The sequence below is a fragment of the Prochlorococcus sp. MIT 1323 genome, from assembly GCF_047304905.1.
Classification (GTDB): Bacteria; Cyanobacteriota; Cyanobacteriia; order PCC-6307; family Cyanobiaceae; genus Prochlorococcus; species Prochlorococcus marinus_D.
The window spans coordinates 377,499-398,829 of the sequence record NZ_CP138973.1; the positions used below are offsets into that span (position 1 = coordinate 377,499).

The window sequence follows — 21,331 nt, forward strand, 5'->3', positions numbered from 1 at the left end:
GAAAAGTGATTTGACATGCGCTTCAGCCAGTTGATCGCCTCCCTCCAACAAGGAAGCGCTGGGCTGCAGGACCACCAGCTAGCTGAAGATCCTGAATTGCTTAGCGGCGCATCTCTCGATCAAGCAAAGGCCAATCAGCTCAGTTTTCTGGAACAGGGCAATGCACTAACCACACAGCTAAGCCATAGCAAGGTTGGGGCCGTATTGATTCCACCTCAGGATGATCTACGTGTCATTGCTGAACAAAGAGGGCTGGCCTTTGCGGTGTTGCGAGATCCTCGCTTGGCATTCGCTGAAGCCTTGCATCAATTGCATCCACGCTCGCGGCCCAAGGCAGGTGTTCACCCCACAGCCGTGATCGGAGATCAAGTGCATCTTGGCCAAGGGATCTCAATCGGTGCGCACGTCGTCATCGGTGATGGCAGCCGTATCGGTGCCTATAGCGTGGTCCATCCAGGCGTAGTGATTTACGAAGATGTGGTGGTGGGTGAAGCTAATGAACTTCATGCCAATGCTGTTCTTCAGCCTGGTTCCAGGCTAGGTCTGAACTGCGTTGTGCACTCCAATGCCGTTGTGGGATCAGAGGGTTTCGGCTTCGTCCCTACCGCCAATGGATGGCGAAAGATGCCTCAAACCGGTTTGGTGGTTCTTGAAGACGGTGTAGAAGTGGGCTGCGGGTCGACCATCGACCGTCCATCGGTGGGTGAGACTCGCATCGGCGCTGGTACCAAAATTGACAACCTCGTGCAAATCGGCCACGGAGTGGTTACAGGCCAAGGATGTGCCCTTGCCTCACAGGTGGGGATTGCCGGCGGTGCTCGCTTGGGTGACGGTGTAATCCTCGCCGGTCAGGTTGGAGTCGCTAATCGCGCTGTAATCGGCGATCGTGCCATCGCTAGCTCGAAGAGCGGTATTCATGGCGAAGTTGAAGCGGGCGAAGTTGTCAGCGGCTATCCCGCGATTCCAAATCGCCTCTGGTTGCGCTGTTCCGCCACCTTCAGCAAATTACCGGAGATGGCCAAAATGTTGAGGAAGCTGACAAGAGATACACCTCAGTAACCTCACAGGAGGCACAAGCCATTTTGGAGTTCTCCACATGCGCCAGCACCGCATCGTTCTGCTGCCTGGTGATGGTATCGGTCCTGAAATCACTGCTGTAGCAAAGCTGTTACTTGATGTAGTAGGCCAACAACACGGTTTCAATCTGAATTTCGAGCAACACCCCATCGGTGGGGTTGCCATAGACGCAAGCGGATCTCCCTTGCCCGCCAGCACCCTTGAGGCATGTCAAGCCAGTGATGCGGTGCTCCTTGCAGCAATTGGTAGCCCTCGCTTTGATGCCCTGCCCAGGGAGCAACGGCCGGAAACAGGCCTGCTATCCCTTCGGGCAGGACTGAAACTATTTGCGAACCTCAGGCCGGTGACGATCCTGCCGGCCCTGATCGATGCCAGCAGCCTGAAAGCAAAGGTGATCAAAGGCGTTGATCTAATGGTTGTGCGGGAGCTCACAGGCGGGATTTATTTCGGCCAACCGAAAGGGCGGATTGAGGCCGATGGGGATGAGCGCGCTTTCAACACAATGACCTACTCCAGAACTGAGGTGGATCGAATCGCCAAGGTCGCTTTCGAGCTCGCCCGCGATCGCAGCGGAAAGCTTTGTTCAGTAGATAAGGCAAACGTGCTTGATGTAAGTCAACTGTGGCGTGATCGTGTCGATGCTTTGGCTGCCAACTATGGAGATGTAGAGCTCAGCCACATGTATGTGGACAATGCCGCGATGCAATTGGTGCGCAACCCCAGGCAATTTGACGTGCTGCTTACCGGCAACCTATTCGGAGACATCCTTAGTGACGAAGCCGCCATGCTTACCGGCTCGATTGGCATGCTGCCCTCAGCTTCGCTCGGCAGCGAAGGACCAGGACTGTTTGAACCGGTGCATGGCTCCGCACCCGATATTGCAGGACAAGACCTGGCCAATCCAATGGCAATGGTGCTTTGCGCAGCAATGATGCTGAGAATTGGCTTAAAGGAAAACGATGCCGCCACGGCTCTTGAAGGATCAGTAGAGCGGGTTCTCGCGGCAGGTTTCCGTACAGGTGACCTCATGAGCGAGGGGTGTACCCAACTGGGCTGCGCAGAGATGGGTGAGCAATTGCTGCAAGCGCTTTAAAGGATTTAAAACCCTGATGCGCAACTGCTGATGTTGCCAAATTGAGCTGTTTGCTCCATGACCTGCCAAAATCTCTGGGCCTGTCCTGCCTGCGTCGATGTCGAAGCGTCACCCGGTTGTTGCCGTTACAGGGTCCTCCGGAGCCGGAACCAGCACCGTAAAGCGGGCCTTCGAGCACATTTTTTCCCGAGAGAAAATCACGCCCGCCGTTGTGGAGGGCGATAGCTACCACCGCTTCGAGCGGATGGCCATGAAGGAAGCCATGGCTGACGCCTTGGCCAAGGGTGAAAACTTTTCCCACTTCGGCCCAGAAGCGAACTTATTCGACAAACTCGAAGAGCTCTTCCGCACCTATGGTCAAACAGGGGGTGGCAAGAAGCGTTATTACTTGCATAGCACTGAAGAGGCAGCAGAACATAACAGCCGCCTAGGCACGAAACTTGACCCCGGTCAGTTCACCCCTTGGGAGGAAATTCCAACCAACACGGATGTTCTCTTCTATGAAGGACTGCATGGTGGTGTCGTTGGTGATGGTTACGACGTAGCAGCCTGCGCCGATCTACTGGTTGGGGTGGTACCAATCACCAACCTTGAGTGGATACAAAAAATCCACCGCGACAATGCCGAGCGAGGCTATTCCGCAGAAGCAATTGTGGATACGATTCTGCGCCGCATGCCTGATTACATCAACCACATCTGTCCACAATTCAGCCGCACAGACATCAACTTCCAGAGAGTGCCCACTGTGGACACCTCCAACCCATTCATTTGTAGGAACATCCCTACGCCGGATGAAAGCTTTGTGATCATTCACTTCCGCAAAGGTGCTCGCGAAAAATGGGGCATCGACTTTGGAGATCTGCTCAACATGATTAATGACTCGTTTATGTCGAGTCCGACAAGCATCGTGGTGAACGGAGGCAAGATGGGTTTTGCAATGGAATTAATTTTGACCCCGATCATTCATCGCCTGATTGAAGACAAACACAAACTCTCCTAAACAAAATAATTTAGTTACCTCAAGAAACAACTATGATGGGATTATCTGAGTAATCAGTTAATCCTATTTCTATTTCCAGCCTCTCATTTGCAATTGCAACAGCCGCTTCCCGATCAACCGAGGCAGCACGCTGGGATCGGATCAACAGCGGCCAACTGATTGAGAAAGCACGACAAATATATTTCAACTATCTCTCCATCACCATCACTGGCACGGAACCCATTGGTGTTGTTCTGAATGAAAACAATGGGAAAGGACGCGTTGTCTTTGATCTTCCGGTTCTGCTTCCAAAAGAAAAATTTCTCAAGCTAGAGCTCCTGCGCACCCTCCCGATGCGCTCCCGTCAAACCCGTGCAAGAAACATCGCCATCTCTAGTCGCAGCTAATGCTCTGGATCTATCTAGCGATCATCGGAGCTTGTATGGGCAGCTTCATCAATGTGATGGTCTGGCGGCTTCCCCGAAAGGAATCATTGATTTGGCCTGGTAGCCATTGCCCACGTTGCGGATGCGGTGTGCGTTGGCACGACAACATCCCAGTACTCGCATGGATTCAACTGGGTGGTCGCTGTCGTGATTGCAGAACTACCATTCCAGTGCGTTATCCAGCGGTGGAGAGTCTCAGCGCCGGGCTTTGGGTATCGGCTGCCTTGGCAGCTCCAACCAGCATGGGCGAGTTGTCTTCCTTGTTCAATCTCTTTGCTGGAGTCGTGCTTGTCAGTGTGCTGTTGCCACTGGTCCTCATCGACCTCGATCACATGTGGTTGCCAGAACCACTTTGTCGGGCTGGCCTTTTGTTAGGCCTGGCTTTCACCACGACAGCGGCAGTTTCACTCGGCTGGAGTAAGTGGTCAGCCCTGCTGCTCGACCATTTACTAGCAGCAGCAGCAGCCTTAATTGCGATGGAAGGGCTTAGCTTCCTTGCCAAAAAGCTGATTGGTCAGCCGGCCCTTGGGCTTGGTGATGCCAAATTGGCGGCCATGGCTGGAGCATGGTTAGGACTGAATGGGGTGGCTATGGCCATGACCCTGGCCATCATCAGCGGCGCAGCGGTTGGTCTCATCGGTCGGCTTACTGGTCAGCTCCAACCTCGCCAGCCTTTTCCCTTCGGGCCTTTCATTGCCTTTGGGGTCTGGGGTGTATGGCTTTGTGGCTCAGATTGGTGGTGGCAACATTGGGTCAACCTAATGGGTCTTTAATAGACAAAAGGCTGCCAGAAAAAAATGCCAACTGTCAGCGAGTGAAGCTCGCTTTAGATTTGGATGATTCACCACTTCTTAATTTGCGGTATTGGACATAAGCATGGACACTTCATCCATCCTTATGTCTGCCCGAGAAGCCTTGTGCCAGTTGAGAAGTCACCCGTCCTCACACTGATTTAAAAGGATGAGTTTATTCGACTGGTTTGCTGATCGTCGCAAGGGTCAGTTCGTTGGCAAGGTGAGCCAGGAAACTGAAGAAAGCGATGGCCTTTGGGTCAAATGCCCCGAATGCGGTCAAGTTGTTTATCGCAAGGATCTTCATGCCAATGCAAGTGTTTGTTCCAACTGCGGCTATCACCACCGCATCGATAGCGACGAAAGGATCGTCCTGATCGCTGATCAAGGAAGTTTTAAATCACTGGATCGCAACCTCAGCCCTACAGATCCACTCGGATTTAAAGATCGACGTGCCTATGCCGATCGACTGAGAGAAAGCCAGGCCTCAACAGGGATGAAGGACGGGGTCGTCACAGGTCTTTGCCAAGTTGAAGGAATGCCGATGGCCATGGCGGTGATGGATTTCCGCTTCATGGGCGGTTCTATGGGATCAGTCGTTGGCGAAAAGATCACCCGACTGGTGGAACGGGCCACAGCCCAAGGCCTACCCCTCTTGATTGTCTGCGCTTCAGGCGGAGCTCGAATGCAAGAAGGCATGCTCAGCCTGATGCAAATGGCCAAGATTTCTGGTGCTCTTGAGCGACATCGAGAGGCTGAACTGCTCTACATGCCACTGCTCACTCATCCAACTACCGGTGGTGTGACTGCCAGTTTTGCCATGCTCGGTGATCTAATTCTGGCGGAACCGAAGGCTCTGATTGGCTTTGCTGGACGCCGGGTCATTGAGCAGACCTTGCGGGAAAAACTACCCGACAATTTTCAGACTGCCGAATATCTGCAAGAGCACGGTTTCGTAGACACGATTGTGCCTCGCACGCAACTTCGTAAAACGCTGGCCTCACTCTTGCTGCTTCATGGCTGCAAAGCGAAAAAGGCTGCGGGCAAATGAGCAAATCTCGATTCCGATTCTGCCTCTGGCTAGGTCAGGGTTTAATGCTTCTGCTGCTCACCCTTTTTATTCCTTGTGGCTTTCTCGAAGCAGAAATCGCAAGCGCTGGCCCAGTGGAATGGAAGGAAGTCCCCGCCACTGAAGCTGGACAGCAATGGTGGGATATAGGCAGCCTTCACTACGACAAGGATGGCAATCTCAGCGTGCTTAGTCGCTTTACTCCAGCGCTTAGAGAAGGCGAGAAGCAGCAAAATGGCAGCCTTTATTTGATGCATGTGGACTGCGATCAAAAGCTCTTCAGGGATACCTCGGTGAATGGTTTGCATCGTTTCCGCGCAGAATGGAAACCCTCTGATGGCGATGAGCTCATCGATGCAGTCATCGATGAGGTTTGCACTGCAGAGGTGACGTAAATATCAATCATGAATCCAATCCGCCCTCCAATTGGTGTTGCTATTGCCGGCCTTGGCTTCGGTGAAAGCGTTCATCTTCCGGCACTCAAAGCCAACCCAGACCTACAGCCTGTTGCCCTATGGCATCCACGCAGAGAGCGACTAGAAAAAGCCTCTAACCAGCATGAACTTGTCGGCTATAGCGACTGGTCAGCCCTATTGACTGATCCAAAGATCGAGGCCGTGATTCTGGCAACACCACCAGGCCCGCGTTTTGAATTGGCGCTCGAAGCACTGAAAGCTGGAAAACATTTGCTTCTGGAGAAACCCGTGGCGTTGCATGCCGATCAAGTCGCTGAACTGCAACGACTGGCCATCAAGAAAAGATTGAGCGTGGCCGTGGACTTTGAATACCGTGCTGTGCCGTTGTTTATGCAAGCCAAGCGTTTGCTTGATCAAGGCATCGTGGGAACGCCATGGCTGGTGAAACTTGACTGGTTAATGAGTAGTCGTGCCAATGCTTCAAGACCATGGAACTGGTATTCCCAATCCGAGGCAGGTGGCGGCGTGATTGGGGCGCTAGGCACTCATGCCATCGACATGCTGCATTGGTTGTGTGGGCCAACTCGCCAGGTGAGCGCTCTGCTATCCACCTCGATTCAAACAAGGCCTGATCCCAGTAGTGGCGAACCGTGTGATGTGAGCAGTGAAGACGTCACCCTGGCTCAGTTAAAGCTGGGTGGAAATGAGAGGCCTGAAATTCCTGCACAGGTGAGCCTCACGGCAATTGCCCTCCAGGGAAGAGGGTGCTGGTTGGAGATCTACGGCAGCAATGGCAGCCTCTTGCTTGGCAGTGACAACCAGAAAGACTATGTGCATGGCTTTGGCCTCTGGGCAGCAGCTGCCGGTGAGCCACTACGCAGCATTAGCGCTGATTTGGATCTAGCATTCCCAACCACATGGACTGATGGTCGCATCGCCCCTGTGGCGAGGCTTCAAGGCTGGTGGTCCGAGAGCATGCGAAGTGGCCAGCCAATGCTGCCAGGCCTTGCGGAAGGATGGGCCAGCCAAAAGGTATGCGACAAAATAAGGGATTCAGCTAGATCAGGACAGCGACTTGAAATCCAATCGACACTCTGAAAATAAATAAGCCTGATAGGGATAGGTGACAGTTCTGACCATCGTCTTATAAAGTCCGGGGCCGCAGGTCCAGGACTCTTTGCTTGAGAACTGGCCCCTACTGACACTACGGAGATTTCTATGGCCCTCGTTCCGCTAAGGCTTCTGCTTGACCATGCCGCAGAGAACGGCTATGGCATACCTGCTTTCAACGTGAACAACCTCGAGCAGGTGCAGTCCATCATGGAAGCGGCTGACGAGACTGACAGCCCAGTGATCCTGCAGGCCTCCCGCGGTGCTCGAAGCTACGCAGGTGAAATCTTTTTAAGACATCTGATCATCGCCGCCGTTGAGACCTATCCAGACATCCCGGTTGTGATGCATCAAGACCACGGGAATAGCCCCTCAACATGCTTTGGTGCTGCCGCCAACGGGTTCACCTCTGTGATGATGGATGGTTCTCTTGAGGCAGACGCCAAGACACCTGCCAGCTACGAGTACAACGTTGCTGTCACAAAAGAAGTCGTAGGTGTGGCCCATGCCATTGGCGTAAGCGTGGAGGGTGAACTGGGCTGCCTGGGCTCCTTGGAAACAGGTATGGGTGAAGCCGAAGACGGCCACGGATTTGAAGGCAAGCTCGACCACAGCCAACTGCTCACTGACCCAGCTGAGGCCTCCGACTTCGTCGCTAAAACCAAAGTTGACGCTTTAGCAATCGCAATTGGAACCAGTCACGGCGCCTACAAATTCACGCGCAAACCAACTGGTGAAGTATTAGCGATCAGTCGAATTGCAGAAATCCATAAGGCTATCCCTAACACTCATTTAGTGATGCACGGTTCCTCTTCCGTTCCACAGGAATGGCTGCAAATGATCAATAAATACGGAGGTGCAATCCCTGAGACCTATGGCGTTCCTGTCGAAGAGATCCAAGAAGGAATTCGCAATGGCGTGCGTAAGGTCAATATCGACACCGACAATCGCCTGGCTTTCACCGCTGCTGTGCGTGAAGCCTCTGTCGCTGATCCTGCCAACTTTGATCCACGCCACTTCAACAAACCTGCGCGTAAATATATGAAGCAGGTCTGTCTTGATCGCTATCAGCAGTTTTGGTGTGCCGGCAATGCCAGTAAAATTAAGCAACGTGATATCAACTATTACTCAGCCCTTTATGAGAAAGGGCAGCTTGATCCAAAAACTGCTGTTGCTGCATGATTAAGGCCAAATGAATCGCTGAGGGGGGCTGTGAGGCCTCCCTTTTTAATGAATATGGCTTAGGACAGCAACATTAGAGATCCATTGCGTCCGTCGAGGCGCGCGTTTGCTCCAAGAGGCAAGGCAAGATTCGGTTGGCCATGACCAACAGGAAGATCAGTGACCAATGGCACGCCAAGAGAAGAAAGACGCTCCTCAAGGATGCCGACCATTGAGAAGTCTCCAGGGACAATCTCCCCTTTCCAGCTGAAACGGCCTGTAGCTACAGCCGCAACATCTCGTAGCAGCCCTGCACTGCGCCATTGTGTGAGCATGCGATCAACCCTATAGGGTGCTTCGCCTACATCCTCGAGCACTAACACGGCACCCCGCAAATCAGGGAACCAGGGTGTTCCGATTAAATGTGTAGCCACGGTGAGATTGGTTACCACTAAAGGGCCTACAGCAATGCCTGGAATGACCCCAAGGCCTGATATCGGAGCTACAGATTGACAAGACAACAGATCAACCGTTCGTTGCCATTGTTCGTCAGACCCAGTCATCGACCCATGGATGGCGCCGCGAGATCCCACAGCCCACTGGGCTAATAACAGAGCACTGGAGTCTGAGAAGCCGAGGCTCCAAAGGGAGCGTCGTGGAAAATGGAACCCGTCCTCCAAAACCCTTGCGCCACCCCAACCAGAGCCGATGTAGACAATTCCATCAACATGAGGATCCCTCCACGCGGCCTCTAGTTCAGCGCGACGCTGGGCATCTGTGCCCGAAAACCACTGCCATTGGCGATGCAACGATTGAGGTAATTCAAGGAGCCACCCCTGCGCCTTGCAACGCTCAACTAAAAGAGAAAAGTCTGTTTGATGATCGATCCACGTACCAGTATTGACCGCCCGAATTCGTGAACCATCACGCAGTGGTGTTGGCGCCGCCAAAGGTGTCGATGCATTAAAGGCTGGGGTCAACGTTCGTCCCAGCTTTGGCCAAGCCAAGCTTGCTGTTACAGCAGCTGGAACCCCCTTCAGTAGCGAACGCCGTCGCATCGTGAATCAGCCAAGCAGTGACTGCAACAATCCTCTGCCATCCACACCACCAATCACAGGATCACAAGCCCGTTCAGGATGGGGCATCAAGCCAAGCACATTGCCAGTCTTGTTTGTAATTCCAGCGATATCAGCCACTGAACCATTGGGATTATTGACATAGCGCAAGGCGATAGCGTCGTCGTCTTGTAACTGGCAAAGGGTTTCGTTACTGCACTGATATCGACCCTCACCATGGGCAATGGGCAGGGTGAGAGCATCCTTGCGTTGATGACCCATTAGCCAAGGCGTGCGGTTGCTTTCCACAGTGAGCAAAGCATCCTCACAGATGAAATGAAGGCTTCGATTGCGAGTTAGAGCGCCAGGGAGCAGACCTAGTTCAGTCAGAACCTGAAAGCCATTGCAGATGCCGAGCACCCTGCCGCCACGTGCAACAAATTCCACCAGCGACTCAAGCACCGGTGCAAAACGGGCAATTGCACCACAACGGAGGTAGTCGCCATAACTAAACCCGCCTGGAAGCACAACAGCATCAAGACCATTTAAATCACGGGTCTCATGCCAGAGAAAGCGCGTTGGGATGTTCAAGCATCCTTGCGCTGCCCAGTGCACATCGCGATCACAATTTGAGCCAGGGAAGACAACAACACCAATACTCATGGCTGCATTAAGCGGTGGTTGTAGGAACCGGCTGAAGCTCAAGACTCCAATCTTCAATCACGGGATTGGCAAACAGGCGATCACTGAGCAGTTCCAGCTGCTTGCGTGCTTCCGCTTCATTATCAGCCTCGAGCTCAAGATCAACAACCTTTCCGATCCGCAGTTTGCTGATGCCTTCCACCCCAAGGCGATTGGCAGCAGATCGAGCAGCCTCCCCCGCCGGGTCAAGCACTGAAGGACGCAGGCTGACAAGAACGCGGGCATGAAATCGCGGCACGGTCTGTAGGAAGTGGATTGTTAAATCTTCGCAGCTCAAGGCACCCTTTTTAAAGGATGAAAGCGCGTTTAAAACCTAGTCCAGTAGGCCTGCACTGCTTGCGTGGTGAATGGTGATGGTTGATTCAACGATCAAAACAATGCAGGTGTAGGAGAAATACAACGCAAAAATTATAGTTATCTGAGCATGACTATGCAGCCAAAGTCAAGATGAGCTGAATGGACTGTACTGACCCTGGTTGTTAGTTGCTTGGCTGATGGCAAGTAAGACTCTCTGATGAAAGCTTAACTTACAAGAGGATATAGATTATGTTGCTAAGCATGAGACAACTCCTTAGCAAAATAATGTTCTAGAAATACTCTCTGGGGCTCTATTGCGTCAATAATATAGATAAGAATTGGCTGTCGGGAGTTTGGCTAGTGGATGGCTTGTTGAATTTGTTCATTCATCAACTCTCTGCCTCGATTAATTAAGTCATCTCGAGTGAACTCACCAGAATCCAGCCTCTCCAATATGATCTTCTGTGCTGCATAGTCTTCGTTGCGCAGCCCAGCACGGCTTTGCATCATCCGCCATGATTTACGGCGCTCTATATGGAAGAGAACCATCTGCCGACTAACCGCATAATACTTAAACTTGCCATTGATTTCAGCCTTAAAATACACACCCCAATCAGGCACATAAGCATGATGATTTTCATTGAAAACATTTCTATAAATAACATCTTGCTGCCTAATTAGAGTAAGCATATTATCGAGATGTATGAACTCGTTGACTTGTGCTTCAGGAATCTCTTTGAGGTGTCTGCGAAAACGTGCTTCGGTAAGAGCCCAGTGAGCAACAGTGAGATTATATGGCTTTCCATTTGATTGATATTTAGCTGCCCTCCAGTCTCGATTGATTGAAGGGTTACCCTTGAGCTCAAAAGTTTCCTGGATGGTCTCGCCAGCGCGAGGATTATAGATAAACTCAGGCATTCCACGACTATCGCGAATCATGCGAGCCTGATAGGCACTCATGTCGTCACCAATACCATGCTCTGGTTGACAAGATGTATAGCATTGGAAAAAGGCTGTACCACGATATTCAAGTCCATCAAGCATGGCCTTATACATTTTCCCTGAATTTGCCATAGAAACCTGGGCAATAAATGGGGAACCATGGCCAGTTGTAAATGCTTCTGCAACACTTTTCTTCTCTACGAGCTTACCTTGCGAAGCAACACCAAATTGGTTCATATCATATCCACCCAACATGTTAGAGCTGTCGGAGTTTTGACCACCGGTGTTGGAATAGACCTGCGTATCAAGCATCAGTAATTTGACATTTGGACGGTTTTGCAAGACGACCTTTGAAACGTTTTGGAAACCTATATCGCCCATAGCTCCATCTCCACCAATCGCCCAAACTTTAGGTAACTCACGTATTTCCTGATCAGTCATGAGTGAGTCATCAAGATGAGTTAGCTCAAAGTATTCACGCTCACTACAAACATTGATGTCACGATCGAGAAGTGCTGTGGCAAGTCGTTCCGGAGTTACAGATCGACGTGCATGATTGAGGACAGCAGATTCTCCTATCAGCCAACTAATGGTTGCGCCATCCTGAAATAAGGAATTCATCCAGGGGTATGGATGAGGATTGGAGGGAGGAGTAGAACCGTAAACCGTATTGCAGCCAGTATGAGCACCCATATACATGGTGCACATTCCATTTGCCATACGTCCATCAACTGCCTGTAGATCAGAGTGATTAAAGGCATCCTGATTGAGGACTGTTACCAGTGCTGTGATGACTTCTTGATCAGTGATCTCACCAAATCTATTGAGCCGAAGAGTTGTATCATTTTCGTTCTCACCACCAAGACCCATCACTGCATGGGCTACAGAACGCTTAAACCAACTATATTCATCATCATCTTGAGTCTTTAGAGTTGCCAACCTTGTAACACCACATTTTTCTAATAGTTGTGCTTTTTTGCGTAATCGCTCTGCTTTTTGGTGATAAATGGGTCGCATGTATGCCTCTGTGATAGAAGCAGCAGCTCTCAGCACACTCTTTTCTCCACAGCCTGCACAAGCACCGTCTCCAGAGACAAGAGACTCGTAATTACTCCGTACCATCAAGTGCTTCCGCAGGGCTGATTCAAGTGATGACTCTGGTGATTCAGACTGATATTGTCCAAGAAACTTTTGACTGGTATCTGGTAATAACCGGCTAAAAACTTGGGCAGTTGTAAGATCGGCATTAAGTTCAGGCGTATCCTGTTTCATTCGCAAGGCATCATGTTCTCCACAAACCTGAACACACTCCCCACAGCCTTTGCAGAGGTCGCTAACAAAAATAGAAAAGATGCCACCACTACCAGGATTCTTCTTTTCAAGACTTTTGTAAATACTAGGGGTGTTGTTATAAGCAAGTGGTAACTTGTCAATAATATCAATTAGCTGCCTACGTGAGGCTTCATCGATTGATGTAAGCTCATCCAACTCATTACTTAGAATAGTTTTAAAAGGCTGTTTGGTTTTGGATGCAACATTGTCATTCATTTTTTCGTGGCAACGTTGATCTAATCCAGGCACCTCCTTCAAAAGTTGCTTCGATGCATTCTCGTCAGTGACATAATTGCGTATGGCAGTGACAAGAATTGTACTTACATCCTGTGCTGTATTAGGCAAGGCAGTATCAGGACATGCCGCGATACATTCCATGCATTGAGTACAATTCTCTGCGATGTAAATTGGGGTTTCGCGCCTGGCTACATATTTACTTTGTGTCGCGCCACTGGCAGGTCCCATAACAGATAAGCTTGCAAAAGCACCTGATGGTTGGTGATAGCCCAAGTCGTTTCGGAATTCTGAATCAAATTTCTGCAGTGTTTGGAATGGTGACCTATTGGTTTGTCCATCAGGCATCGAACAAGACGAACAACCACTAGCGGCACAACCTGCAGTTGCTGGAATCTCAATGAGAGCAGAATCCTTTGGTGCAAGCATGGGGTTGCGCATGCTTGAAGTATCTACATCCTTATTTTTGCCATAAGTAATTTCCTGAACCCTTTCAAAGCCACCAGCCATAACCTTCATATTTGAATCAACTACCGCGTCACCAAAGCGTCCGAACTTCTTTTGATATTGGTTGCGAACAACCTCCTTATACGCTGCCTCACTAATTTCGTGATCCTGCAAAAATGTTGAAACTTTGAAGAATGCACCAAGGAAGGAATTGCCTTGCATCCTTAATTGCAGATCAGTTCGAGTTGTTGCTTCTCGAGCGATATCGAATCCAGGCAGAATAAATACACGAATGCCGTTATCTTTGATGAATTTGCGATACTTTGATGGAATTCGCTGCCAAGCTTCAGCAGCGGGCTCACTTGATTCCCATACAAGGCAACCGCCTTTATTTAAACCCGCCAGCGGATTAGTATGTGTGAATGCTTTGGGGTCACAGCAGAGCACCACATCAACATGATTGAGCTCACAATTCACTTGTATCTTTTCAGCCGCAACTGTTAGGAAATAATTAGTAGGGGCTCCTTTCTTTTCGGAGCCATACTTGGGGTTGGCCATAATGAAGAGCTTCTCTTCTAATTGGCCATGTTGATCATAGGTTGGATCACGTTCGGAAATCATTTGCCCAAACTTACCGATAATTTCACCAAGGTTTTTCCCAGTGGTGATCATTCCCCAGCCTCCAATCGAATGGAATCGAACAGCAATTGCTCCATTCGGCAATAGCGATGGTGTGTCTTTAGAAACAACGCTATAGGGGTGATCAATACCTAGTGTGAAATAAGCTTCGCCATCAGCTGCATTTTTGCCGTCTTTCCGGGCAATCTCCCCAGTGGCATATTCAAAAGCTCCGATGATATGTTCTGGTCGAAAATCTCTAGAGCCAAGCCCATAACTTCCGCGAAAAATTCTTGGTGTTTGATCAAGTGTTATTGCAGGCATCATGCCTCCATACTGTGCAGACTCCTGTCCTTTACTTAGAGCAGTGCGGATGTCTCGACCTAATGGATTATCACCAGCCAAGCCCTCATCTGTTCGTTCTAAAATAATGACATTCTTTTTGCCACGCAAAGCATTAATTAATGCCGCTTCAGGGAAGGGACGTAAAACATTTATATGAATAGAACCAACCTTGGCATTGCGGTGCTCACTTAGATAATCGCATGCCGCTTCAATATTTTCAGCTGCACAACCAAGAGAAATAAAGACTGTATCCGCTCCCTCGGTTTTATATTCTTGAATAAGCCCGTAGTTGCGGCCTGTTAACTGAGCAAACTCTAGATAGCATTGCTCAAGGAATTTAAGAATTGGTTCATTGAAATTATTACGACGTGCTATGACACCATTCATATGGTGCTCTTGATTTTGAACAGGACCTAAAAGCACCGGATTCTTTAAATCTAACATTTCGGGGACTCGGCGACGCCGAACTCCGAACAGTTCTCTTTGGGCTTGTGAAGGGCAATCTATCTGGTCATCTGGTGCGCCCAGATATTCACGTAGTAGATCCGCTTCTGGGGCTCGATAAGTACGCTCAGAATGGGTGGTCAACATCCCATCTTGAATATTCATTCCTGGATTTAAAGCTAATTCATTACATTTACGAAGAATAATAGCCTGATCTGCAGCTTGCTGGGCATCTCGAGCAATTAACATCGTCCATCCAGTATCTAGAGCTGCATTGAAATCATCATGGCCACAGTGAACATTAAGAGCATGCTTGGTCAGGGCTCGAGCTCCAACCTCCAAAACCATCGTTGAGAGCTTCCCTGGTGCGTGGTAATACTGCTCCATTGCATATACAATTCCCTGTCCAGATGTGAAGTTAACTGTGCGCTTACCAGTCATCGCTACCGCAGTAGCACCGCCTTGCGCTGCATGTTCACCTTCTGCCTCAACAGATAACTTTTGGTTTCCCCATACATCAAGAGCCCCTTCTGCAAAAGACTGTTGATATATTTCACCCCCCTCTGTTGAGGGTGTAATTGGGTAATAGACACCTCCTTCTGTAATGCGCGTTTCTACCCACTTGGTGACAAGATGATTGCCATTACACGTCACCGGAATTCCTGGATACTTTGGGTTATCACCCCCCAGTACTGCTGGAACCATCTCCTGTTCTACGGTTTGATCTGCCATACGTAGAAATCAACGAAGGAACATCTGCTGTGTGCGTAAAATCTACTGAAATCTGTGAACAGATTGCAGAACTTGATCAAAGAGAGCGAAAGAACACTTAAGCCCAGGCCCCAACGAGTCGATTCCTAAAAAGCTTAAACCTCACCCTTCTAGCGAATGCCAGTCTTGTGGCTTGCCTTGATTTTTTCAAGAGCTGGGGTTGGGGTCTCTGATTTCAACCCCTACAGATAGTGAACTGTTCTACCTGGCTGCATAACCTGGTAGCACAAGGGATGTTGCCTCATTCTGTTTTTAGAGGATCTCAGGTACTGACTCTGTTGTTTTCAAGTACACCACACCATGAGACCACCTGGTATGACTAGGGAATAGTCCTGTATTGCATGTAAAAGCACAAAGTCCTGTGCTTGCTTGCAGCTCAACAAAACCCATAGCTATCAACATTTCTGTGGTTCCTTGCCTTCGCAATAGCGCCCTCATCAAGGCCTATTCAATGATTGGTTGAAACAGACCACCTCTTTTGAAGATCAGTAGCAAAGCATCGAGGCAAACCGCTCAAGGGGTCTGAATCGGTTTCACAGAAATTCCATCAAAAAGATCTGAACATGGATGGTGGATTTCGAGATCTACACCCGAATTATGGGCAGCATCAAGGGAACTCAAACTCACCACTAGCCGTGCTCCACAGCGATCTTGACCTGGCAGTGATCAGTTTAGTGATCTTCGCCTATTGCCTGCTTTCAAGACGATTGTCCAGGACAGCAGTCTCTGGACCACTGGTCTTTGTTGCGCTGGGCTTAGTTCTTGGCCCTGCCAACCTGGGCTGGCTCAACATCTCATTGGATTCAGCACTGCTAAAGCGTCTGGCAGAGATCACATTGGGTCTCGTGTTGTTCACAGATGCAGCATCCTTGGACTGGACAGTGTTAAGCAACAGTGCCCGCCTGCCAATGCGTCTGTTGCTGCTCGGACTGCCACTCAGCATTCTGATGGGTTTCGTGGTGGCCCGATTGATATTGCCTGAACTAAGCCTGATTGAAGCAGCCCTACTTGCTGTGGTGCTCGCTCCAACAGATGCGGCACTTGGCGAAGCGGTGACCACCAACCGCGAAGTACCAGAAGCTATCCGCGAAGACCTCAATGTTGAAAGTGGCCTTAATGACGGAATTTGTGTTCCTATGTTGTTGTGCTTTCTTGGTATCTCAACTGGTCATCTTGACCAGATCAATGGACCGAAGGATGCATTGCAGAGCTTCGCCCAGCTGCTTGTCAGTGAAATAGGTCTCGGCCTCGTGATAGGAGCCTTTGTTGGATTATTGGCTAGTTGGTTAAGGGATCAGGCAGACCAACGCAAATGGATTGCTGAGGATTGGAGGCCTTTGATCACAGTGGCCTTGGCCCTGAGTGCCTACACCCTCGCCCAAACCCTTCATGGGAGCGGATTTATTTCCTGTTTCATCGCTGGTCTTTTTTATGGGATCTGCAGTCGCAAAGAACTCAAGGACGGTGAGATGGTGGCTTCCCTGGCAATGGGGGACATGTTGGCCCTACTGACCTGGGTTTTATTTGGCAGTGCCATGGTGCCCGATGCCTGGAGCCACATCACAGTCGCAAGTGTGGTCTATGGGGCTTTAAGCCTGACACTAGTGCGCGTTCTTCCGGTTGCCTTAGTAACCAGCGGCCTTGGACTTGATCACTGGACGAAACTCTTCGTTGGTTGGTTTGGGCCAAGAGGTTTGGCCAGCATTGTGTTTGTTGTGATGGTGGTAGACGCGGCGCTTCCAAGCGCACAAGCGATCCTTACTACCACAACGGTCACCATTGTTTTGAGTGTGATTGCCCATGGCATTACAGCTAACCGGTTTTCGATGTTCTACGGCCGTTGGGAAAGAAGCCATGCAGGCTGAAGTAAAGAAGATTGAGTTTATAAAGACAAAACAAAAAAGACGAAAGCCCAAAAGGACAAGCTAGTCAAATGAACGATCTATTGAAATGAAAGTATCTACAGTAATGATCTTCAGGATTAGGGCTGGAGATGGTTGAATGATAGGCCTGTAAGTATCATTAGTGCTTGGAATTATCAAAGATAATGAATGATAGAAATATGAGCCTATTGAGTGTTCTGCTGGAAGATGAATGAATTTAATTCTAGTAATAATTAATAGTTGATGCGACTTGCCTAACTAATGGCTAGCTAACAGTTCTTAAGCCAAGGAACGGCCTTTCCAGGTCCAATCGCGTCCAGTCAGTGTTCTCCAAACTGAAGTTGGTCCAAGCAAGCCAATAAGGATTCCACCTGCACTCATCAACCACCAATTCGTTAATGGCACCTCGAATTTTTGACGTGTCCAAAGACGTAGAATGAACTGAAGCAATACACCAATTACTGAAAAAGTAAAGGCAATTAATAGTGTCCCATAAAAAGGCATCCAGAGCAGGCAAACTATGATCAGCAACAATACTAGCCAGGGGCCTGTGAACATCCAGAACACTAGTGCTGATGCTCCGATTGCTTTGACGATACTGCTATCTAGGCCAAGAAACCAATTCTTGCTCCAGCCTTCCCAAAGCGCAGGAAAATTGTCGTACATCCGCAATTGCAATGCATCTAAGCCAAGCAGATAACGCAGTCGAAATCCTCCGCTTTTCACTCCACGAGCTAGAGCCAGATCCTCTATCACCACATCAGCCAGTGCACGATGACCACCAATCTCCTCATACGTTGATCGGCGAAATAACATAAATGGTCCAGCGGCAAATGCTGTTGATTCAGCTGGATCATTGGCGGCTTTAATCGGAAAACCTACAGCTAAAAGACAGGCCATGATCGGTTGCACCATCCATTCAGCAGAGCAGCTGCAGTTAATACGTGGTACCAGGCTCAGCAGATCTGCTTCTTCCTCAATTGCCTGATTCAGTGCACGCTTGAGGGTTGCTGGGTGAAGCTCCACATCTGCATCTACAAACAGCACCCAGGTGCTACTCACAAGCTCCATTGCACGCGAGCAGGCCCAGTTCTTGCCTACCCAACGCTGCTCCAAGGGTCTTGGTCCAGCGTTCAAAATTGTAAAGCGACCTTCCTCCAGCTTTAAGACTGAGGCAACAGCGCTTGCAACTTGAACGGTTTCATCAGTACTCCCGTCATCTACCAACAACACTCTCCAGTTGTTGCAGGGTGGATCACTGGCCAAAATGCTGCTCAGGCACATCTTGATGTTGGTGGCCTCGTTATAAGCAGGAACAACCACTGTGAGCTCAGTTTTCTTGAGGGTTTCCCCCTTGCTACTAGGTAGCTGCCCAGGCTGAAACTGCTTGGAATTTAAGGTTGGAGCATTTTGGAACACACGTACAAGACTGAACAGCAGCAGTAACAAGCCGAGTGCTGCTCCTGCAGCAAAGACAATCAAGATCCAAGTAAGGATCAACAAAATTGTTTCCCTAAAAAGTCCTTCTATCAAATTATCTCAAGGAGTAATCGCGGAAATCAGTTCCCTAGGCATTTGCGGTGAATGCTGGAATGACCAGTTAACGCTGTAATCAAAATCACAGGTCGCCATGAGCACAGTCACTAACTAACTTATAAAAGCCATAGATAATTATTGCATCAATGAAGGAATGATCATCATTTGGCTAAACCCATGACAACAAATAAATTCGAATTAGAGATCGAAAAGATCATCACACTCACTATTGCGATTGGCTTTGTAACAACTGTTGCTACATCAGCTTTTACAGAAGTTAATGCGCAGTTGAATACCAACTCAGATGCTGCAGGTCTTCCCTTTGTTAGATTGCACAATGAAGTCAAGGCGAAGAACTGAGATTGCCTTAATAAGACTTACTAATCCATATTTGCTGATTGCTTTTATTTGCATAAGCAAAATATAATTTTCTAATATTAGGTGTATTTGCTCGTAAATTCTTTGTTGGTAATAATCAAATCCGATTTTTTACGAGCTTGCCTATATGCAAATGTTTCTATGCATGCACGTACAAGCAGGTGCCACAATGGCTGAGGTTCCTTTGCGCAGGGTGTCCCGCATTGTCAGTCGAGAAGCCCATTGAGCCAAGCACTGTGATGCAGTTTCAGACCGAGAAATTGCGTCGAACAATCCAGGAGTGTCAGGATCTTGACACCCTACGTGGCATCGCAATGCAATTGTTGCAACTTCACGAGAAAAAAAGCGCAATTGCAGAGTGGGCCACAAAAAAGGGAGTTGATGCTGAATGTCGAGCACTTGTGGCCGAGATGGGTAACAACAACAAGCTGGCCAACACTTTTCAAATAATACGAAGTGACGGCCAATCAGATGAGATCGCTGGTAGGTATTTTTCCAGCTATGACGAGGCACATACTGTCTTGGAAAGATATTATGCTGATCTCAGCTGTTGCGATGAGGATGAAAGAGAATACTATGACATTGTTGAGGTAAATAGCTAAGGTATGATGCCTAAACCACCCCTTATTATTATGTCAAGTGGAAGTATTTGCCTAAAACAAGAAAGGAAATTCAGCATCGCATCTTCCTTGTTGATCTTATCAAAACTGAGAAGTAACTAAGGGGAAATGCTTGATGAAAAGCGGAAACAGCACTTTGGTTTAAGCGACAAACTAATTACTTCATTCTTGTTTATTCAGTCTATGTGAATGAAAAAAGATTCTGGAAATTAATTAACTATGCAGAAAGTTGCCACGCACATCTAAGTGCATACAGCTCAGGACTATCTTGTTGAATCAACAGATCTGACAAGCCTTGGTAGGCCTATCTATGGTCTTTCACCAGGGCAAGTCCCAGCCCATTCGACCAAATAGCCAAATTCCTAAGGTGACCTTGGCTCCAGTTGTTAAAAGCCACCAGCCCAAGAGCTGCTTTTTAGTAAAGCCAAACAGCATTTTGACAAGACCTTAGTCATTACCATTCATAGCCCACCAAGCGGTCTGTTAGCTACCAGCTGTAGTGGTTAGTCAAAAAAGAGCCCCCAGCTGTCGGTCTGGAGGCCTGCATACCTTGCTCAATTCAAATCAAAACGCGCTCAATAGCTTTGCGCTCTCGTAAGTAATACTCATAGCTTTATCTCGAATCAGCTGGTTTGCAGGAGGAGAAACCAACCTCGCTTACTGGGATATGTGAGGGCGGCCAGCTCTGGGCATGGTCCCAGTGATAATTGGGGAGGCTTGCCAACATATAAGATAAAAAAGAAGCTCAATCAATCGGCATCTGGTTCCGCTTTGATTCTGTAATAGCGATCAACGCCGAGCCATTTCCAAGTTGCTCTAGCTGACTTTGGCCCCATAAAGGCAGCCAAAAGAAGGATTGGTAAAGACACCCAGACAACTCCTGCTTGAAACGTTAGCCAAATAAGCCATCCCACAAATACAAGTTGAAGCAGACCAAGGATGGTAAAAACTGTTCCTCTGGGGTAGCGGAAGCCTTTGTAGAGAAGAACTGTGCACATGCCAAGGGTGAATGCTGGGGGCATCGCCAAAGCGATGTTCTTCACCCAGAACTCAAGCAGAGACGTGTCTCCATAGATGGGGATACCGCTCAATGAGGGGTTAGTGGCCAGTAGTGCTAGCAGGAATATGACGGTTAGACCTGCGGCGAGTTGACGACTCATGGCTTCGTTGGAACACCCCCTGGAGATAGCAGGTTCTGATGACACTCGCAGTGAATTGGTGGAAAACCAAGTCAAGCAATCTTGGCATCTACAAGTCCCTTACTGAGAAGTAGAAACAAGATGACTTGATGATCGCGAAAAAGCTTTGCAATAAAGCTGCAAACAGTTGAGAGGCGCTAGACAAGCTCAGACCACAAAAAAGCCCCGACTAGCGGGGCGAGTTCAAAGGGTTTTTCAGAAGTGATTGCCAAATGAATTACTTCTGGTACTCCTGCCCGCGATAGGTGAGCACAGGATGCGTCTGGGCTGCTTTCAGCTTGTTGTTTGCGTAGACAGTGCGGCGGTATGTCAGTTCTACGAGTTGCTTAGGTGCAACTTCTTTGTGCTGGGCATACTGCTGGCCGCGATAAAGAAGCGTGGTCATG

General features: G+C 49.1%; 18 protein-coding genes. 11 read left to right on the forward strand and 7 right to left on the reverse strand.

Features of this window, described 5'->3' with window-relative positions:
• Window positions 1-15: 15 nt before the first annotated feature.
• The 8 genes from lpxD to fba all read left to right on the forward strand — a co-directional run bounded on the left by lpxD (window position 16) and on the right by fba (window position 8,163).
• Window positions 16-1,059, forward strand: a complete 1,044-nt coding sequence (gene lpxD / locus SIB68_RS01795) for a UDP-3-O-(3-hydroxymyristoyl)glucosamine N-acyltransferase (RefSeq protein WP_063400359.1) — start codon at window positions 16-18, stop codon at window positions 1,057-1,059.
• A gap of 37 nt (window positions 1,060-1,096) precedes the next feature.
• Window positions 1,097-2,170 carry a 3-isopropylmalate dehydrogenase gene (leuB, locus tag SIB68_RS01800; protein ID WP_063400360.1) on the forward strand — a complete coding sequence of 358 codons (1,074 nt, stop codon included), beginning with the start codon at window positions 1,097-1,099 and terminating at the stop codon, window positions 2,168-2,170.
• 97 nt (window positions 2,171-2,267) lie between these two features.
• A complete protein-coding gene (locus tag SIB68_RS01805) occupies window positions 2,268-3,170 on the forward strand; it encodes a phosphoribulokinase (RefSeq protein ID WP_011129911.1) in 903 nt (300 codons plus the stop codon).
• Window positions 3,171-3,555: 385 nt separating this feature from the next.
• A complete protein-coding gene (locus SIB68_RS01810) occupies window positions 3,556-4,368 on the forward strand; it encodes a prepilin peptidase (RefSeq protein ID WP_063400361.1) in 813 nt (270 codons plus the stop codon).
• Window positions 4,369-4,555: 187 nt separating this feature from the next.
• A complete protein-coding gene (accD, locus tag SIB68_RS01815; RefSeq protein WP_011129913.1) occupies window positions 4,556-5,437 on the forward strand; it encodes an acetyl-CoA carboxylase, carboxyltransferase subunit beta in 882 nt (293 codons plus the stop codon).
• Window positions 5,438-5,481: 44 nt separating this feature from the next.
• Window positions 5,482-5,850, forward strand: coding sequence for a hypothetical protein (locus SIB68_RS01820; protein WP_063400675.1), 369 nt, complete (start codon window positions 5,482-5,484; stop codon window positions 5,848-5,850).
• Between the two features lie 9 nt (window positions 5,851-5,859).
• Window positions 5,860-6,969 carry a Gfo/Idh/MocA family protein gene (locus SIB68_RS01825; RefSeq protein ID WP_063400362.1) on the forward strand — a complete coding sequence of 370 codons (1,110 nt, stop codon included), beginning with the start codon at window positions 5,860-5,862 and terminating at the stop codon, window positions 6,967-6,969.
• A 120-nt stretch (window positions 6,970-7,089) separates the two neighbouring features.
• Complete coding sequence (gene fba / locus SIB68_RS01830; protein ID WP_063395759.1) at window positions 7,090-8,163, forward strand: class II fructose-bisphosphate aldolase; 1,074 nt, start codon at window positions 7,090-7,092, stop codon at window positions 8,161-8,163.
• A gap of 59 nt (window positions 8,164-8,222) precedes the next feature.
• Here fba and SIB68_RS01835 read toward each other — a convergent pair whose 3' ends face one another.
• The 4 genes from SIB68_RS01835 to SIB68_RS01850 form a co-directional block, all read right to left on the reverse strand.
• Entirely contained in the window at window positions 8,223-9,200 is a 978-nt protein-coding gene (locus SIB68_RS01835; RefSeq protein WP_063400363.1) for a S66 peptidase family protein, read from the reverse strand.
• Window positions 9,201-9,206: 6 nt separating this feature from the next.
• Window positions 9,207-9,860 carry a phosphoribosylformylglycinamidine synthase subunit PurQ gene (purQ, locus tag SIB68_RS01840; protein WP_063400364.1) on the reverse strand — a complete coding sequence of 218 codons (654 nt, stop codon included), beginning with the start codon at window positions 9,858-9,860 and terminating at the stop codon, window positions 9,207-9,209.
• 7 nt (window positions 9,861-9,867) lie between these two features.
• Window positions 9,868-10,137 carry a phosphoribosylformylglycinamidine synthase subunit PurS gene (gene purS, locus SIB68_RS01845; RefSeq protein ID WP_011826356.1) on the reverse strand — a complete coding sequence of 90 codons (270 nt, stop codon included), beginning with the start codon at window positions 10,135-10,137 and terminating at the stop codon, window positions 9,868-9,870.
• A gap of 416 nt (window positions 10,138-10,553) precedes the next feature.
• Window positions 10,554-15,290: a 2-oxoacid:acceptor oxidoreductase family protein gene (locus SIB68_RS01850; RefSeq protein WP_063400365.1), complete on the reverse strand. Its 4,737-nt coding sequence runs from the start codon at window positions 15,288-15,290 to the stop codon at window positions 10,554-10,556.
• 602 nt (window positions 15,291-15,892) lie between these two features.
• Between SIB68_RS01850 and SIB68_RS01855 the strand changes: the two genes are divergently transcribed.
• A complete protein-coding gene (locus tag SIB68_RS01855) occupies window positions 15,893-17,194 on the forward strand; it encodes a cation:proton antiporter (protein WP_236068952.1) in 1,302 nt (433 codons plus the stop codon).
• A 297-nt stretch (window positions 17,195-17,491) separates the two neighbouring features.
• On the opposite strand, the gene SIB68_RS01860 is transcribed toward SIB68_RS01855, so the two are convergent.
• On the reverse strand, window positions 17,492-18,715 hold the full coding sequence (locus SIB68_RS01860; RefSeq protein ID WP_063400366.1) for a glycosyltransferase: 1,224 nt from the start codon (window positions 18,713-18,715) through the stop codon (window positions 17,492-17,494).
• Window positions 18,716-18,913: 198 nt separating this feature from the next.
• On the opposite strand from SIB68_RS01860, the gene SIB68_RS01865 reads away from it, so the two are divergent.
• Both SIB68_RS01865 and SIB68_RS01870 read left to right on the forward strand, forming a co-directional pair.
• Window positions 18,914-19,108 carry a hypothetical protein gene (locus SIB68_RS01865; protein WP_155724941.1) on the forward strand — a complete coding sequence of 65 codons (195 nt, stop codon included), beginning with the start codon at window positions 18,914-18,916 and terminating at the stop codon, window positions 19,106-19,108.
• 257 nt (window positions 19,109-19,365) lie between these two features.
• Entirely contained in the window at window positions 19,366-19,728 is a 363-nt protein-coding gene (locus tag SIB68_RS01870; protein ID WP_155724977.1) for a hypothetical protein, read from the forward strand.
• 767 nt (window positions 19,729-20,495) lie between these two features.
• On the opposite strand, the gene SIB68_RS01875 is transcribed toward SIB68_RS01870, so the two are convergent.
• The gene (locus SIB68_RS01875; RefSeq protein ID WP_155724942.1) at window positions 20,496-20,981 is read right to left on the reverse strand and encodes a hypothetical protein; all 486 of its coding nucleotides are present in this window, start codon (window positions 20,979-20,981) and stop codon (window positions 20,496-20,498) included.
• Window positions 20,982-21,162: 181 nt separating this feature from the next.
• Window positions 21,163-21,330 carry a DUF4278 domain-containing protein gene (locus tag SIB68_RS01880; RefSeq protein ID WP_071818067.1) on the reverse strand — a complete coding sequence of 56 codons (168 nt, stop codon included), beginning with the start codon at window positions 21,328-21,330 and terminating at the stop codon, window positions 21,163-21,165.
• Window position 21,331 lies beyond the last annotated feature (1 nt).

Excerpts from the sequence above, each read along its gene's own strand:
- SIB68_RS01820 (WP_063400675.1), top strand. The coding sequence starts at position 5,482 with ATGCTTCTGCTGCTCACCCTTTTTATTCCTTGTGGCTTTCTCGAAGCA.
- SIB68_RS01880 (WP_071818067.1), bottom strand. The coding sequence starts at position 21,330 with ATGACCACGCTTCTTTATCGCGGCCAGCAGTATGCCCAGCACAAAGAA.
- SIB68_RS01835 (WP_063400363.1), bottom strand. The coding sequence starts at position 9,200 with ATGCGACGGCGTTCGCTACTGAAGGGGGTTCCAGCTGCTGTAACAGCA.
- SIB68_RS01855 (WP_236068952.1), top strand. The coding sequence starts at position 15,893 with ATGGATGGTGGATTTCGAGATCTACACCCGAATTATGGGCAGCATCAA.
- lpxD (WP_063400359.1), top strand. The coding sequence starts at position 16 with ATGCGCTTCAGCCAGTTGATCGCCTCCCTCCAACAAGGAAGCGCTGGG.
- SIB68_RS01805 (WP_011129911.1), top strand. The coding sequence starts at position 2,268 with ATGTCGAAGCGTCACCCGGTTGTTGCCGTTACAGGGTCCTCCGGAGCC.
- leuB (WP_063400360.1), top strand. The coding sequence starts at position 1,097 with ATGCGCCAGCACCGCATCGTTCTGCTGCCTGGTGATGGTATCGGTCCT.
- accD (WP_011129913.1), top strand. The coding sequence starts at position 4,556 with ATGAGTTTATTCGACTGGTTTGCTGATCGTCGCAAGGGTCAGTTCGTT.
- SIB68_RS01850 (WP_063400365.1), bottom strand. The coding sequence starts at position 15,290 with ATGGCAGATCAAACCGTAGAACAGGAGATGGTTCCAGCAGTACTGGGG.
- SIB68_RS01810 (WP_063400361.1), top strand. The coding sequence starts at position 3,556 with ATGCTCTGGATCTATCTAGCGATCATCGGAGCTTGTATGGGCAGCTTC.
- SIB68_RS01870 (WP_155724977.1), top strand. The coding sequence starts at position 19,366 with ATGCAGTTTCAGACCGAGAAATTGCGTCGAACAATCCAGGAGTGTCAG.
- fba (WP_063395759.1), top strand. The coding sequence starts at position 7,090 with ATGGCCCTCGTTCCGCTAAGGCTTCTGCTTGACCATGCCGCAGAGAAC.
- SIB68_RS01825 (WP_063400362.1), top strand. The coding sequence starts at position 5,860 with ATGAATCCAATCCGCCCTCCAATTGGTGTTGCTATTGCCGGCCTTGGC.
- purQ (WP_063400364.1), bottom strand. The coding sequence starts at position 9,860 with ATGAGTATTGGTGTTGTTGTCTTCCCTGGCTCAAATTGTGATCGCGAT.